A 16,386-nucleotide genomic window follows, 5' to 3' on the forward strand; every position below is an offset into this window, starting at 1 on the left:
TCACTGCTGACCACGGTAGCAGGATTGAGTTACACGGATAACTCGGTTGTCAATGGCACCACCTATGCCTATTATCTGAAAGCTGTGTATACCGGCGGAGAGTCCGATCCCACGGCAACGGTTTATGCCACTCCCAATCCGGTCACCTCAGTCATTCTGGGGAACGGTACATTGTTTACCGGATCTTTGGAAGGCAGCCCCATAAACATCTGGTATCGCAGCCTGCACGGCCAGTCTGTCTACACGGCTGCAGAATTGAACTCGGCAGGAGTTGTTGGCCCAACCGAATTCACCGAATTGGGATTTTATGTCAATACCCCGCCCAATCTGGCTTTACCCAGTTTCACCGTGCGCATGAAGCATACTACAGCCACAAACGTAGCAAGCTGGCAGACTGCCACTGGCATGGTAACTGTTTATAGCTCAAATTCATACATGCCTGTTGCTGGTGGCTACGACATGCTTACTCTGGATACTCCTTTCTTGTGGAACGGGATCGACAACATCGTGATTGATACAGCTTTCGACAGAGTTTCCGCCTATTCCCAATCTGGCACTGTCCAATACACATCAGTAACATCAGGCTATCGCTATGTTCGCGATGATTACAGCGACCAGACCAATGTATTTTCTGGAGGTAGTATTTCAAGTTACCGTCCGAACGTCCAACTCACATTTTTAGTGGAAGAACCCTCTGCCCCTGAGATCGTTGTTTCCCACACCAGTATGGATTTTGGAGCGCTCGCGGCAGGCAGCATCAGTGTGCTTCCTTTCGCCATCCAAAATATTGGAGATGCGGCCCTAACCGGGACGATCACCACACCCGCGGGTTATTCCATTGCTGAAGAGTCCCGCTCGGCCCAGATCACCAGATCAACCCTCAGAACTGCAGGAACGGATCGGAATACGATCAACTTCACGATTGGTGCCGGATCTGAAGCGGTGTTCAATCTCACCCTCGCTCCCACTGCAGTGGGCAGTTACAATGGTAACGTTGTGATCAACAGCAACGACGCGGACGAGCCCACCGTCAACATATACGTGACTGGAAGCGCTTTCATCCCCCCCACGATATCGATTGACAACGGCACTTTAACGACAGTTCTTACCATTGGCGAAACTGGCACGGACAGCTTCACGATCAGCAATGTGGGCAGCCAGGATCTCACCTACACTCTGCAGGAATCCCCGGCTGTGGATTGGTTCAGCGCTGCGCCCCTGTCCGGGACTATTATCGGCAACGCATCGCAATTGGCCACGGGTTCTTTCTCCGCGGATGGCATGGTTCCCGGTATCTATGAAACCTCTCTGCTGCTTGATTCCAATGATCCCGAAACTCCGCAGTTGATTGTCGGGGTGGAGATACAGGTAGTAAACACGATTCCCGCCATCGCATTGCCGGATTCATTTGAATTCGACATGAACGGCAGCCTGCTTGTTGACTTCACTCCCTATGTGGATGATGTTGACGCTCAGGCCCTGATCCTGGATTATAGCGGAAACAACAATGTCCTGGTCTCCATTGACGGCATGACGGTCACCTTCACTGCCATGTCTGGCTGGTATGGGACAGAGGAACTCAGCTTCTCGGTTTATGATGGTTATGACTATGCTTACGACACAGTGGCGGTCACGGTCAACTTCGTCAACACGGCCCCCACGATCGTACTTCCGGACTCATTTGAATTCGACATGAACGGCAGCCTGCTTGTTGACTTCACTCCCTATGTGGATGATGTTGACGCTCAGGCCCTGATCCTGGATTATAGCGGAAACACCAATGTCCTGGTCTCAATTGACGGCATGGCGGTCACCTTCACTGCCATGTCTGGCTGGTACGGAACCGAGGAGATTGTATTTTCGGTTTATGACGGCTATGCCTATTCCTATGATTCTGTTTTGGTTACGGTCAATCTGGACTATTTGGGCACGCCGCTGATCAGCCAGATCGACAGGTCTGCCTATGGAGTAACGATCTTTTGGGAGCCCGTTGCCAATGCCACTGAATATTATGTCTATAGAGCGTTTGAGCCTTTTGGAGACTACTTGTTCCTCGCCACAACCAATCAGACCAGTTTTGAGGATGCCGAAGACCATAGCATGGCCTTCTACAAGGTGATAGCCGTCAATAATCCGCCGCTCAAATAAACTTGATCCCAAAACAAAAGAATTGCCGAGCCTGGTTTCGAGCCTCTTGCCATAAGCAAGGCTGTTGAAACCAGGCTTTTTCCTGTCCTGATATTTTTCCCTCACGCCCAAGATCAAAAAAAATCACGTTTTGCACCGCTGCTTGCTTCATTTGGCATTCAGCAAATATTTTCAATCTACAATTGAGGTTCTCGTATGAAAAAAGTCAATCCAATATGGCTGACCATAGCCATGCTCGCATTGATTCCCCTGTCCCTGTTTTCCCAAACACTGCAGGCGGAATCCGCCTTCAGCATCACCAGAAGTTCCGGCGACGGAATCCAGATCAGGTTCGATCTGCCCCAGTGGAAGCTGGAAAGAGTTGAGCGCGGAGGCGAAACCCTGCACAAGGTAAGCGTCGCCGGCGCTCAGTATATTTTCATCGATGAAGAGGAAACCCTGCCCGTTTTTGCCACCATGGTCGCGATCCCCTACAGTGGCGGCGTTTCTCTCAATCTGCTGGGCAGCGAGTCGCAATCCAGCGACCAGGTCAGGCTGGATTTCGACGCGGCTCTCACTGCCGAAAGAAACAACGGCAGGTACGCATCAGAGCTGTACCCAGCGGACCAGGTCCTCATCTCCGAACCTCAGGTACTGCGCGATTTCCGGGTGGTGAGCCTCAACATCTATCCCTTCCAATACGATCAGGCCAGCAGGCAGCTCATAGTCCGCCAGAACGTGGATATCAGGATCGATTTTAATAGCAGCCCTTCGCTCAACGAGATCGCTCCCCCGCAAAGCTATTCCAGCGCTTTTGAGAGGATCTACCGCGGCCTGATCCTCAATTACGACCAAATGACGGACCGCACCCTAACTTACAGCAGCCCCCGCATGCTGGTCATCTACGGCAACTACAGCGATACGGCCTATCTCAACAAGGTAAATGAATATGTGAATTGGAAGAGGCAGAAGGGTTTCATTGTCAATTCCGTAAGCACCGCCACGGCCGGGACCACCTACACCGCCATCAAGACATATATCCAGAATCAATACAACAATCTGGCCACCCGGCCGGATTACATTGTCCTGATCGGTGACGTCACCGGCAGCATGGCTGTCCCTACCTACAACAGTTATATAGATTATTATTACACCTGGCTGGCCGGCGGGGACAACTTGGGCGACGTGATCATCGGCCGCATTTCAGTGGAAACCACAGAGCAGATGATCAATTACATGGCCAAGATCAGCTCGTTTGAGCAGCAATTGAATCCCGATACCGCCAGTTGGCTGAACAAAATGGTCCTGGTGGGAGATTCAGCCTCTTCAGGGATATCGACCATTTACACCAATGAATACATTTACGACACGTCCCTGCATGTAAACCCGGATTACACCTATACCAAGGTCTACGGTTCCAGCCCCAGTTCGGCCACGATCAACGCGGCGATCAACCAGGGCGTGGCCTTTTACAACTATCGTGGCTACATCGGCATGAGCGGCTGGCCTTCCACCATGAGCTCCATGAACAACGCCTACAGGTTGTTTCACGCAGTGTTCATAACTTGCAGCACTGGCACTTTCGGAAGTGGAACCAGCACGACCGAAGCAGTGGTGAGATACGGTTCCGCAGCCACCCTGGGCGGAGCGGTCACAGCTATAGGCATGGCTACTTCGAGCACCCACACACCGATGAACAATTGCCTGGATGTGGGCATCTTCCACGGCATCTATCCTCTCGGAATGAGGGACATGGGCGAAGCAATGCTCTACGGAAAACTGTATCTCAATGCTGTTTACGGAGTGAGCAATGCGACCCAGGCCTACAACTTTGCCGGATATTGCAACATCATGGGCGATCCCAGCGCCGCCGTCTACGTCGGAATGCCCTCCAGTTTCAGCATCGAAGCTCCGGACATCCTGGCTGCGGGCACCGCAAACATGGGGGTTACTGTGAGGAACTCCATCAATCAGCCCGTGGAAGGTGTTTCCGTTTCCCTGACCAACACTTCCGGATTGCAGGTCCTGGCTTTCACCAACGCGGATGGTTTCGCGATGCTGGAATTACCTGGCACGCTCTCCGGAAGCTTGAACCTCACCGTGAATAAAGATGGCTTCATTCCGGCTTCCCAGACGATAAGCATCAACACGGTTGGCGGAGTGGTCTATGACGACATGGCCGTCGATGACGACCAGGACGGTTCCTCCGTCGGCAACTCAGACGGCTATGCCAATCCAGGTGAAACGATCGAGCTCTACGTTAGCCTGAAAAACACGACTACCTCAAACGTACTGCTGACCGCAGACGTGACCTGCAACGACCCCTATGTGGGCCTCATCAGTTTCAACCGGATCGAATATGACGACATCGCCCCCGGAGATACCGGCTTGAACCTCAACGCCATTGTCTTTACCATCGATCCCAGTTGTCCCGACCAGCATCAGATAGTCTTGGAAATGTCTGTTGAAAGCACTGCGGGAGATTGGACGGTTTATGTGCCTGTCGTGGTAAACAGCGGAAAACTGGAAATTCAAAGCTACTCGTTCGTCGGTTCCACGGGTAATCACATTTTCCCCGGAGACCAGTTTGAAATGACCTTCAGCCTCACCAATACAGGCTCGGCAGACCTGCCTGGAGTGTATGGAATCCTTAGTTCGCATGACATGTTCTTTACGGTGCCGGACACCCTGGGTTTCTTCAACAGCATCTCCCAGGGATCTTCCGCTACCAACAGCACAGACACATTCACCGTGTTTGCCCGCAGCACCTGCGTTGACGGGATGGTTATTCCTCTTTCCCTGCGCGTGTACAACGCCGACGGCTACGAAGAGATCCTGAGCCTCACTGTCACGATTGGCCAGACCACCGTCACCGACCCTTTGGGGCAGGACGCCTATGGTTATTTCATCTTTGACGAAGGCGACACCGCCTACGACCAATGCCCGGTTTACGATTGGATCGGCATCGCCCCGGCCGAGGGAGGTTCCGGGACCATTCTGAATCTGACCGATCCCGGAGTTTCTCACGACGAGGGTGACCAGGTGGGCGCGGTATCGATCCAGACCGTCACATTGCCTTTTCCCTTCACTTTTTACGGGGTTACTTACTCCCAGGCCTCCATATCTTCAAATGGTTTCATCGCCTTTGGCTCCACCACGGATTCGGACTGGCGCAATTGGCGCTTGCCGGATGCCGGTGGCCCCAGCCCCATGATCGCCGTATTCTGGGATGACCTCCAGATCGGCGCTGGAAGCGGCGTCTATACCTATTACAACCCCACCCTCCACTATTACATTGTGCAGTGGAACAACATGGTCTCCGGTTATGACGGCAGCTTGGAGACTTTCCAGGCGATCCTCTACGATCCTGTGTTTTACCCCACCCACACCGGCGACGGCCAGATCAAGCTGCAGTACAAGATCTTCAACAATGTGGACCTGGGCGCCGGAGACTCCTATCCCCATGGAAACTTCTGCACGATAGGCATCGAAGACCACACCGAGACTGTCGGCCTGGAATACACCTTCAATAACTCATATCCCACCGCCGCAGCGCCTTTGAGCCATGAATCGGCGCTATTCATCACCACCCGGTCTCTGATCCCTGATTATCCCTATATCGCGATCGAACAGGTCACTGTCGTCGATCCCAACGCCAACCAGCATCTGGAGCCCGGTGAGTCTGCCGAGCTGTCCATCCGGCTGGGCAACCGCGGGCTGGTGGATGCCTCCGGCGTGGCCGCGGTCCTCAGCACCAGCGACCCCTATGTCACAATTACGTCCGCCAGCGCGGTTTACGGATTCATCGCCGCCCAGGGCAATGCCTACCCCCAAACCAACTTCGCGGTCACAGTAGCGCCAAACTGCCCAGCCAACCACTCAATCATCTTCACCCTGAACATCACTGGAGATGACGGCAACTGGAATTACAATTTCCCTCTCCTGGTATATGTCGCGGAACTGGCTTTCAGCGACCTCATGGTGTATGACTCCAGCGGCAACCAAAACGGTATCCTCGATCCCGGCGAAACTGCCAACCTCACCATCCGCTTGAACAATATCGGCCAGATACCCTCCCTGGCGGGAACCGCCACCCTGACCTGTTCAACCCCCGGAATCACCATCAACACCGGTTCCGACACCTTCCCAGCCCTCGCCGCGGGAGACTTTGAAGTCCTCAGCTTCAACATTACCGCCTCAGCCGGCATGACCAACGGAACCCTCGTCCATCTGAACTTCACCGCGGTCGCGGGACCGGTCACTGTTTCTACCACGGAGAACTTGGAAGTCGGGGCCCCTCTGGAAGTGATCATCGGCACCGGGACCAACAACCAGACCTATCCTCTGGACAGGTATTACAACTACTCCGCCCACGAAGCGATTTACCTGACCTCGGAGATCGGCATGGCCGGCACATTGAAAGCCATGGCAATCTACAAGGGCTCTGGCACGGACATGAACCCCATCGATGCCGTATCCATCTATATGAAAAACACCACCGCCTCGACCCTCACTTCTGGGGATTACAGCACGGCCGGATACACATTGGTCTATAGCGGATCCTATCCCAATAATGCGGCCTCAGGCTGGATGGAAGTGGAGTTGAATCCGATGTTCGTTTATGACGGGATATCCAATCTCGCCATCTTGATGGTGAAAGGCTATCAACAGTGGATAAGCTATTACCCCCGCTGGAATTACACCACCACTCCAACCAACCGGGCCCGCGCCAACCGCAGCGATTATTCCGCCCCCACCAACCTTTCAGCCAGTAATCTGCTACCCAATCTCCGGCTCAAGGTCTTCCCGGATTATGACATGCTCCTGCCGCCACAGGACCTGGCCGCCACGGCAAGCCACCAATCAGTGCTTCTGACTTGGTCGGCCCCGGCTTCAGGGGTTCCCTCCAGCTATAAAATATTCCGCAATTCTTCGCTGCTTACGACGGTCACCTCACTTTCCTACACCGACTTGGCCGTAACCAATGGCACCACTTACAGTTATTACCTGAAAGCTGTATATCCTGAGGGTGAATCTGATCCCAGCGAAACTGTGACCGCCACTCCGAACATGTATCCGCCCACGAACCTGACCGCGGTGGGGGGCTATGCCCTCGTCAACCTGAACTGGAATGCCGCCGCGGGGCGTGAGGAAGAGCTTTTTGCCCGCTCAGCAGAAAGGGCTGTCAGCGGTTACAGGATCTACCGGAACGGAACTCCCATCACCACGGTCACCGGGACCTCATACCAGGATACCGGCCTGACCAACGGAGTTACCTATTCCTATTACGTGACCACACTATACACCAATCCCGCCGGTGAATCCGGCCCCTCAAACACAGCCACGGCCACGCCCAGCCTGATCACCTATGTGGTGCTGGGTTCTGGCACCAATGTGAACACCACTTCCCAAAACGCGCCGATCAACATTTCCGACCGCAGTGTGCACGGCCAACTGGTATACACCGCGGCGGAACTGAATGCCGCGGGAATCACGGGCCCGGCCCTGCTTACCCAGATGGGATTCAATGTTGTGGCGTCCCCGGCCATGAACATACCGAATTTCCTGGTCCGCCTGAAACATACAACGGCCAATGATGCATCGATCTGGCACTCCGCGGATGCTCTGGAAACCGTCTATGCCAATACTTCCTACATGCCCACCGCCGGCGGCTATGACATGCTGTCTTTCACCACACCCTTCATTTGGAACGGAACGGACAACATCCTGGTCGATACCGCCTTTGGCACCCTGCCAGTGTCTGACTACTCGGGAACCCAGCAATACACGACCATGAACGCGGGCTACAGATTCGCCTGGAGCGAGGAATCGGACCAGACAAACGTCTTTTCCGGCGGCGTATTGGTCAACCGGCGCTACAACATCCGCCTGGGCTTTCAGCCGATCAGCACCGGCCCGCACATCACGGTCAACCCCACCTCCATAATCTTTGGCGCTGTTGAGGTTGGAACCACTGCCGTGCAGCAGTTCACGATCCAGAATACCGGCGATGAACCCCTCACCGGCAATATCACCACCCCAACTGGCTACAGCGTTGCCTTGGCAGCCAGGGATGCGGAATCTCGCCTCGGAACAGCCCCGGCCGGCAAATCCCAGCGCAACACCCTCGCCTATAATGTAGCGGCCGGCGCCACCAGCACCTTCAACCTCACCTTCGCCCCCACCGCCGTGGCGATCTATCTTGGCAATCTGGCCATCACCAGCAACGACAGCAACAACCCCAGTGTGAGCATCCCGGTGAGCGGAAGCGGCATCATTCCCCCGGCCATCTCATTGAATACCGACTCCTTGGCCAGCGTTCTGGACTACGGCGGGGAAAGCACGGACAGCTTCGTTATCAGCAATACCGGCGGCCAGACCCTCAGCTTCTCGATCACGGAATCGCCCTCGGTGGTTTGGTTTAGCGCCAATCCAACCTCAGGAAACATAGCTCCCGGCGGCAGCCAAACCGTTACGGGCTCTTTTTCCGCGTCAGGAATGTCTCCTGGAACTTATCACACCACCCTGCTGATCAATTCCAATGATCCCTACGATCCGGAAGTGGAGGTCGAGGTTGACCTGAATGTGAATAACAGCCTGCCCACCATCGTCCTGCCGGATGAATTCAGCTTCGATGAAGGCGGGACCCTGATCGTGGATTTCGATCCCTACGTGAACGACCTGAACAATCAGGCCCTTGTCCTCTCCTGTAGCGGCAATACGAACGTCTTGGTGGACATCAACAACCTCATCGTCACCTTCAGCGCCACGCCCGGCTGGAGCGGAACGGAAACGCTCACTTTCACCGTCAGCGACGGCATTGACGAAGCTTCGGACACAGTGATCGTCACCGTGATCCCCACCACCATTCCGGTTCCGGAGATAACGGGCATCACGAGTTCCGCAACAGGAGTAACAATCCAATGGAGCAGCGTGACAGGCGCCACCGAATACCACATCTACCGGTCAGCCGATCCCTACGGCACCTTTGTCTACTTGGATTCCACCACCCTGACCTCTTACGAGGACACCCAGGTTTCCGGAAAAGCCTTCTACAGGGTGGTTGCGGTAAGCAATCCGCCCGTCCGGAAGAACTGATAACTTAAAGCCCCTTGGGCATGACCGGCCCCGTCCCACCCGTGCTTTGGCATGAGGAAGGCGGGGCCGGTTTTTTCCTCATTCTCCAATGTTCACCGCCCTCCTTATCATTACGGTGTCAATACGGACTCATTACGGACTTTGTCCGTAATGAGTCCGTATTGACACCGTATTGATAAGGGGAGCCATAGGGGATGGAAACCGGCGGGAAAATAGCTTGAAAGCTGGCCAGTAAAGGAAAAATAAACGTTTCGGGATAAGATCTATCGCGGCCTCCGGGACTCAATAATCTTTTCGGCTCTCTTTCCACTTCCAATACGTGGGGCTGACGCGCCCAACGCTATGATCTGTCGCCCCTCCGGGGCTCATATCTTTATCATGACCACCTTAAACGGTTGTTCCCTCAGATCCTGTAATAGATCTCCAAATCCAAATCCAACACCTGCTCCAGTTCGATGCCTTCCCTCCAGTCGTGGCCCAGGGAGGGCTCCAACCCTGTCGCCAGGGACATGATCTCCACCGCAGCGCGGATCGAATCGGTCAGCTCATAACCGTTGACAACTCCGGCCAGAACGAAGGCGGCAAAACAATCTCCGGCTCCCGGATAGGTTCCGCCGCGGATGATGTAGGGATAGCTTTTCAGGGTCCCGTCGCCGGAATTGAAATAGCGCACCTCCAAACGTCCGGGATCATCTCCCGGCACAGATGTGACGACTATCTGCCTGGGCCCCAGGGCGCTTATCCTGCGGCACCAATCCAGGAAGGTCGCATCATCGAAACCGGCTGAGGGGTCTGCCCCCGCCAGCCAGGCCGCTTCGGAATAATTCGGGGTGATCAGGTCCGCCTTGCCCACCAGTTCGCGCATGGCGCGAACAATGCCCGCGTCAAAGCAGGAATACAGCTTTCCGCCATCTCCCATAACCGGGTCCACCAGCACGAAAGTGCCCTCATCCCGGAGTTGGTCGATGATCCCGGCGATCCGGCCGGCCTGCCGCGCCGAGGAGAGAAAGCCGCTGTGGATGGCGCTGAAGCGCAGGCCCAGGTCCTTCCAGTGGCCTGCGAGCCGCTCCAGATGGGGATCCATGTCCACCCAATGGGCGTCCGGATAATCCGTGTTGGCGGAAAGGATCGCCGTGGGCAGGACGCAAACCCTGATCCCAAGACGGTACATGATGGGGATCTCCGCCAGCAGCGAGGTGTGGCCGAATCCGCTCAGGTCCTGGATCGCCAGGATCCTTTTACAGCTGTTGTTTATCATCTCTTCAAACCTGTGGATGTCTGTTTTAAGCAATATGGGGCTGAGGCCGCTTTTGGTCAAGCACTATTTCGCCCGGAAAGGCAGATGTAAAACCGTGGGCTTGGTGGACGGCGCCTTGCTCTTTGTCCTTGACAGCAATATGGTTGCTTTTAGCATTGTAAAAAATCAGATCTTCAGGAGGATCATCCGGCCTATGATGAAGCAAACGCTTGCCCTGCTTATGGTTATGGCGCCGCTGCTGCTGAGCGCCTGGGCGAACTACACTACTCTGTCCACTCCCGATTTTGAGGTCTATTTCCGCAAGGGCTGGGAAACCGAGGCCAAGAACATCCTCCAGGCCCTGGAATTCAGCCGCCCCTACGTGGAAAGCCTGACCGGGCACAGGCCCGCCAGGGTTCCCGTCGTCCTTTCCGACATGGGGATCATGGTCAACGGCTATGCCAACCCGGTGGGCGCCAAAATGGGCCTCTTCGCCTATCCCCCATCCTCGGGCGAACTCGCTCTGGGAGAGGATTGGTGGCAGTTCGTGGGGGTGCATGAATACATCCACATGGCCCAGATGACCCGCACTTCCGGAGAGCCGGCTTTGCTGCGCGCCCTGTTCGGCAACATCCTCTATCCCAATCTCTACCAGCCGATGTGGATGACTGAGGGGATCACTGTTTACGGGGAATCACAGCTCTCGGAATACACGGGCAGACTGAATTCCGGGACCTATCCGGCCATCATCAATGCCCTGGCCCGCGAAGGCAGGCTCCCCTCACCCGGAAAGGCTTGTTATTACAGCCATAGCGACCCCCTGGGCAACTATTACGTCTATGGCTCCAGCTTCCATCAATATCTGTCCGATACCTACGGCGAGGATAAATTTGCCGTCCTCTATGGCGAAACCTCGGCTTCCCTCACCTCCTATCTGAACCCTCTCTCCTCCTCGCTTTCACTGGATAGGTCCTACAAAACCGCCTTTGGTAAAAGCGTCAGCGAACTCTGGTCCGACTGGCAGGCTCAAACCATCGACAGATCAACCCCCCTGCCCAAACAGAAGCTCACCGAAGACGGCTGGACCAAGAAAGGCCTCACCCATCACAACGGCGCGCTTTACTACATCCAGCGCAAGACCGCCAAGACCGGCCCCTCCAGTGGCTTTTCCAGCTACCGGCTGATGCGGTTAAACGGCCTCAGCGCCAAGGCCAGCGCAGAAGTCGTCATTGAACAAGGCTCGGATTTCACCGCCGGCTACCAGATCTCCGGAAACAAGCTCTATTACAGCCGCTCTGAGTTCAAACCAGGCTATGCCAACAACGATTTCGACGGCCTGGGAATCATCACCGAGGTCTGGGTTCAGGACCTGTCCAGAGGAAACCGGAAAAAGCTCTTTGCCGGGCCGATCCGGGCTTTTTGCCACCTGGGGGGAAACCGTTTCCTGGTGGCCGAGGATGATGAGACCCACCAAAACACCAAGCTTTATGAGATCTCGGGATCCGCGCCCAGAAAGACTTTGCGCGGCACCCTGGACCACCTGGTCGGCACGATCCACGCCAGCCAGGGCCGGATCTTCGTCACCGCGCGCAGGTTCTGGCAAAACAACAGCATCTATGAACTCAACCTGAACACTCTGGCCCTCACCCCTCTGGTCAACACAGCCAGTTTGGAAACAGTCTCCTGGGTCGGGGGCAACGATCTGGCCTTCAACGCTGTCTATGACGGAAAGAACGGGGCCTATATCTACAAGCTGGACAGCGGGGAGATCCAGAGGCTGGCTGGTTTTTCCGAGATCAAGGACGCGGTCGAGGTCCGCGGCAAGACCTATTTCCTCTCCATCAATGCCCAGGGCTACGACGTCTATCAGGATCCACTCAAGCTCCAGAGTTTTTCCCTTCCTCAGGCCAAAACCGCTGGCCCCTCCTACACCCGGCTCAGCGCCAGCAGCAGCCGGGTGTTGAACAAATACCCCATCCAAGCCGGTTCCTACGCCAAAAACATCGGCCACATGCTCTGGCCGCGGCTGTACCGCTTTCCCTATATCGACGCCACGGACAAGAACGGGGACGGAGAACTTGACGAGCTGATCGTGGGCGTCCAGATGGCTGGCACGGACGTGGTCGGCGATTTCCCGATGTGGTACGCGACGGTGCTGTATGACGTGAAAAATGAAGACTGGGGCTTCAATCTGGGCCTGGAGAACAACTTCTTCAGCCCGGTCAAGCACACGCTGGAATACTCCGACCTGGATGGAAAGTCCCTCAAATCCGTACAATACGTTCCCCTGCTGCGCAGGCAGAATTACGGGCTAACGGAAGCTAGGGCTGGTTTTGGCTTCACGGCTTCGGAGAATATGGCCCGCCAGGTTTGGGATCCCTTCGTGGGGCTGAACTTCGCCGCCCGGGGAGCCCGGCTCCAGACCAAAAACTCCCTGCTGATCGAGACAGATAAAGACCGCCTGGGCTGGCAGGGCCTGGCCAACCTGCGCTGGAAAGCCCCGCTCTCCACGGAATTCCGCCACAGCGTGTTTGCCGCCCATGATCCCAAGGCGGACCCGGATGAGGTTTTTGCCCCAATGCGCGGCTACGAAAGCGATTGGAACCAGACCAGAGGCGTGCAGCTCAGCAATTCCTGGTATGCCCCCATCCTCAAGATCCGCGATGGGATCTGGAACCCCAACATCTACATCGAGGATGTAAACCTCGGCCTCTTCTACGACCATGCCTTCCCCGGAGACAAGGTTGACAGCAACGTCCGCTATTCCTACGGCGCCGAGCTGATCGCCGAATTTTCGCTCTTGTACAATTTCTCCCTCAACCTCGGCGTGCGTTACAGCCAAAACAAGGAAGGCGAAGAGCTCGTGGCGCTGATCCTGGGATTGTGAAGCCTTGCCCGGATTGGAATGCAGAACTTATCCTTGACACAAAAACGCCCTGCCAAGACTTGGCCTAAATATCACAAATACCTGAGTCATGGAGGATAACATGCTGGTTCCCGATAACTTATACTACACTGAAAGCCATGAATGGGTGCGCGTGGCGGATGACCTCGCCACTGTCGGCATCACGGATTTTGCCCAGCACGAACTGGGAGAGATCGTTTTTCTGGAGCTGCCTGAGGTGGGCGCAAAGGTTTCCGCCAACGAGCCCTGCGGCACCATCGAAGCAGTCAAATCCGCAGAAGACCTGAACAGCCCCGTCAGCGGCAAGGTCGAAGAAAAAAACCTCGAAGCTGAGGAAAGCCCCGATCTGATCAACAAATCCCCCTATGAAGAGGGCTGGCTCTACAAGGTGCGCCTCAGCAACCCCGACGAACTGGAAAACCTGCTCAGCCCCTTGGAATACGGCAAACTGACCGAATCCTAAGCGATCCGCGGTGATAGCCAAAAACAAAAACTTCCTCATCATCCTTTCGGCCCCGTCCGGAGGAGGCAAGAGCACCATTCTCAACCAGGTCCTCAAGGCCGCGGAAGACATCGACTATTCGGTTTCCTACACCACCCGCGCGCCCCGGGGCAAGGAAGAGAACGGCAGGCACTACCATTTTGTGGATGAGGGCGAGTTTTTGCAGCGCCGCGAAGCCGGCGATTTTCTGGAAACCGCCCAGGTTTTCGGCCGCTGGTACGGAACCTCCATCAGCTTCATCCAGAGTCGCCTGGAGGCAGGCCACCACGTGATCATGGACATCGACGTCCAGGGCGCGGCCCAGATCAGCGCCACAGCCATACCCTATGTGAAGATATTCATCATTCCGCCCTCCATGGAGGTTCTGCGCGACCGTCTGGTCAAGCGCGAGACCGATTCCGCGGAGGAGATCCAAAAGCGGCTGACCATCGCCCGTGACGAGCTGAAATACATCCCTGCCTACGATTACCTGGTTGTCAATGACGGCCTGGCCACCGCCGTGCAGGATGTGCTGGCCATCGTGAGAGCGGAGGAAAACCGCGTCAGCCGTTATCTGGAGCCCGTCCAGGGCTTCCTGAACCAGGAGTAGACAATGATCAACGAAAAGATCGAAAGCTTTCTCGAGAAGACTGATATGAACTACCTCTTCTGCCTGCTTTCCAAGCTTGAGGCCCAGCGTATCAGCCAGCTTCCCACCTATGTCAAACAGCGCCTGCCGGAAAAGATCGCCGTCATCTCGATCAACCACGTGGCCGAAAACGAGGTCCCGGACTACTTTGCCGAGATCGAAGAGGCAAACATCGCCATGGCCCAGGCCAATTCTCCTTTCCCGGATGATGATTCCGAACTGGGCGAGGAAACCATCGACGACTCCAAGGACCACATCGAAGAGCTCGTGCACGAAAATCTGGACAGCTATCCGGATGACGACGACGAGGAAGAACTCGACCTCGGCGACGACGAGGTTGACGAAGACGAAGACTGATCCGGGGTAATATGACCCGCCGCGCGCTGCAGCAGCATCTGGAGCTGCTTCAAAACTTTGGCATCCGGGAGATCTTCAAAAGCCAAAGCCCCAAAGCCGGGATCCTCGATCAGCTCAGCGCCCAATACGCGGGCTGCCAAAAGTGCGGCCTGCATGAAGGGCGGATCAAGCTGGTCTACGGAGATGGCAATCCGGAAGCCATCGCCATGCTCATCGGCGAAGGGCCGGGAGAGCAGGAAAACCTCACTGGCAGGCCATTTGTGGGGCCAGCCGGTAAACTGCTCACCGATATGCTCAAGGCCATCAACCTCACCCGCGAAGACGTCTATATCTGCAACATCGTCAAATGCCGCCCTCCCAACAACCGCAATCCGGAAAGCTCAGAACGCGAGGCCTGCCTGCCCTATCTGCTGGAACAGATCCAGATCATCCAGCCCCGGCTCATCCTCATGCTGGGCCTCGTGGCCGCCCAAACCCTCCTGCAAAGCAACCTGAGCATGCAGAGGCTGCGCGAGACAACCCATCTTTTCCAGGGCATCAAGACCTACGTTTCCTACCACCCCGCCGCCCTGCTCAGAAACCCCCACTGGAAACGCCCCGCCTGGGAGGACCTCAAGCTCTTCAGCGCGGATTACCAAAGCCTCACGCAATGAAGATTTTCCTCATAAAACCCTCAATCCGCGACGCTCGCCGGAAGCTCCTCCTGCTCCTGGCGCTGTTCTTCTTTTCCTGGCTGTGTCCCAGTCTCAGCGCCGACATCGCCGTTTACGGAGACACCCAGACCAACGCCAAAGTCCATGCCCGGATCGTCAGCTCCGTCCTGGGGCACGAACCCGAGGTCGTTTTCCATCTGGGCGATCTGACCTCCCGGGGCTCCCAACAGAGGCACTACGACGCTTTCTTCGCCATCGAGGATCCTCTGGTCCATATTTGCCCGCTGTGGCCGGCCCGGGGCAACCACGACCGCTCCCGGGACCTTTTCCTGGACAATTTTCCCGCCCTGGACGGCAAAACCTGGTACACGGTCGAACACGACAGCCTGCTGTTCATCATCCTGGACAGCAACTTGGACCTCAAACCCCGCTCAGATCAGTACAACTGGCTGCGCCAGACCCTTGAAGCCGGACCCCCGCTGCCCCGCATCGTGCTGCTCCATTATCCTGTCTTCAGCAGCGGATACAAACCCGGCGAAGCTGAACTGGACCTCTTCCTGCCGGCCCTGTTCGAGTCTTACGGCGTGGTGGCTGTCTTTTCCGGACACCACCACAACTACGAGCGCCTGGAGCATGCCGGGATCACCTATGTCATTTCCGGCGGTGCGGGCGGCAATTTGCTCACCAAGCATAAACTAATTCAACAGAGCAGGATGCTTCGTGTCGATCACCACTATATGATCCTTTCCAGAGACGGAAGCTCCCTCAACTGCGCGGCCTACGGCCTGGATGGCCAGGTCTTCGAAACTTTCGCCATCCCTCTACCCTAAAGCCTTCTACACTTCATAATCCTCTGGCTTATATACGTTTATCCCTTAT

9 protein-coding genes are annotated in these 16,386 nt (G+C 55.8%); 8 read left to right on the plus strand and 1 reads right to left on the minus strand.

The annotated features are described in order from the left end of the window. Nucleotides 1-2,148 (plus strand): hypothetical protein (locus K0B87_00750; GenBank protein MBW6513276.1); only part of this gene is annotated, 2,148 nt, incomplete at its 5' end. Between the two features lie 195 nt (nt 2,149-2,343). After that, nucleotides 2,344-9,225 carry a choice-of-anchor D domain-containing protein gene (locus K0B87_00755; protein MBW6513277.1) on the plus strand — a complete coding sequence of 2,294 codons (6,882 nt, stop codon included), beginning with the start codon at nt 2,344-2,346 and terminating at the stop codon, nt 9,223-9,225. Nucleotides 9,226-9,628: 403 nt separating this feature from the next. On the opposite strand, the gene K0B87_00760 is transcribed toward K0B87_00755, so the two are convergent. After that, nucleotides 9,629-10,483 (minus strand): pyridoxamine kinase, encoded by an 855-nt coding sequence (locus K0B87_00760; protein ID MBW6513278.1) that lies wholly within the window; start codon nt 10,481-10,483, stop codon nt 9,629-9,631. Between the two features lie 193 nt (nt 10,484-10,676). Between K0B87_00760 and K0B87_00765 the strand changes: the two genes are divergently transcribed. The 6 genes from K0B87_00765 to K0B87_00790 all read left to right on the plus strand — a co-directional run bounded on the left by K0B87_00765 (nt 10,677) and on the right by K0B87_00790 (nt 16,337). Then, the gene (locus K0B87_00765) at nt 10,677-13,349 is read left to right on the plus strand and encodes a hypothetical protein (GenBank protein ID MBW6513279.1); all 2,673 of its coding nucleotides are present in this window, start codon (nt 10,677-10,679) and stop codon (nt 13,347-13,349) included. 100 nt (nt 13,350-13,449) lie between these two features. After that, nucleotides 13,450-13,830 carry a glycine cleavage system protein GcvH gene (gcvH, locus tag K0B87_00770; protein MBW6513280.1) on the plus strand — a complete coding sequence of 127 codons (381 nt, stop codon included), beginning with the start codon at nt 13,450-13,452 and terminating at the stop codon, nt 13,828-13,830. A gap of 10 nt (nt 13,831-13,840) precedes the next feature. Next, on the plus strand, nt 13,841-14,458 hold the full coding sequence (gene gmk, locus K0B87_00775) for a guanylate kinase (GenBank protein MBW6513281.1): 618 nt from the start codon (nt 13,841-13,843) through the stop codon (nt 14,456-14,458). A 3-nt stretch (nt 14,459-14,461) separates the two neighbouring features. Next, nucleotides 14,462-14,854 (plus strand): hypothetical protein, encoded by a 393-nt coding sequence (locus tag K0B87_00780; protein ID MBW6513282.1) that lies wholly within the window; start codon nt 14,462-14,464, stop codon nt 14,852-14,854. Between the two features lie 11 nt (nt 14,855-14,865). Next, nucleotides 14,866-15,507: a uracil-DNA glycosylase gene (locus K0B87_00785; protein ID MBW6513283.1), complete on the plus strand. Its 642-nt coding sequence runs from the start codon at nt 14,866-14,868 to the stop codon at nt 15,505-15,507. Continuing rightward, nucleotides 15,504-16,337 (plus strand): metallophosphoesterase, encoded by an 834-nt coding sequence (locus K0B87_00790; protein ID MBW6513284.1) that lies wholly within the window; start codon nt 15,504-15,506, stop codon nt 16,335-16,337. Before K0B87_00785 ends, K0B87_00790 begins: the two co-directional genes overlap by 4 nt. Nucleotides 16,338-16,386 lie beyond the last annotated feature (49 nt).

The sequence above is a fragment of the Candidatus Syntrophosphaera sp. genome (genome assembly GCA_019429425.1).
GTDB lineage: Bacteria > Cloacimonadota > Cloacimonadia > Cloacimonadales > Cloacimonadaceae > Syntrophosphaera.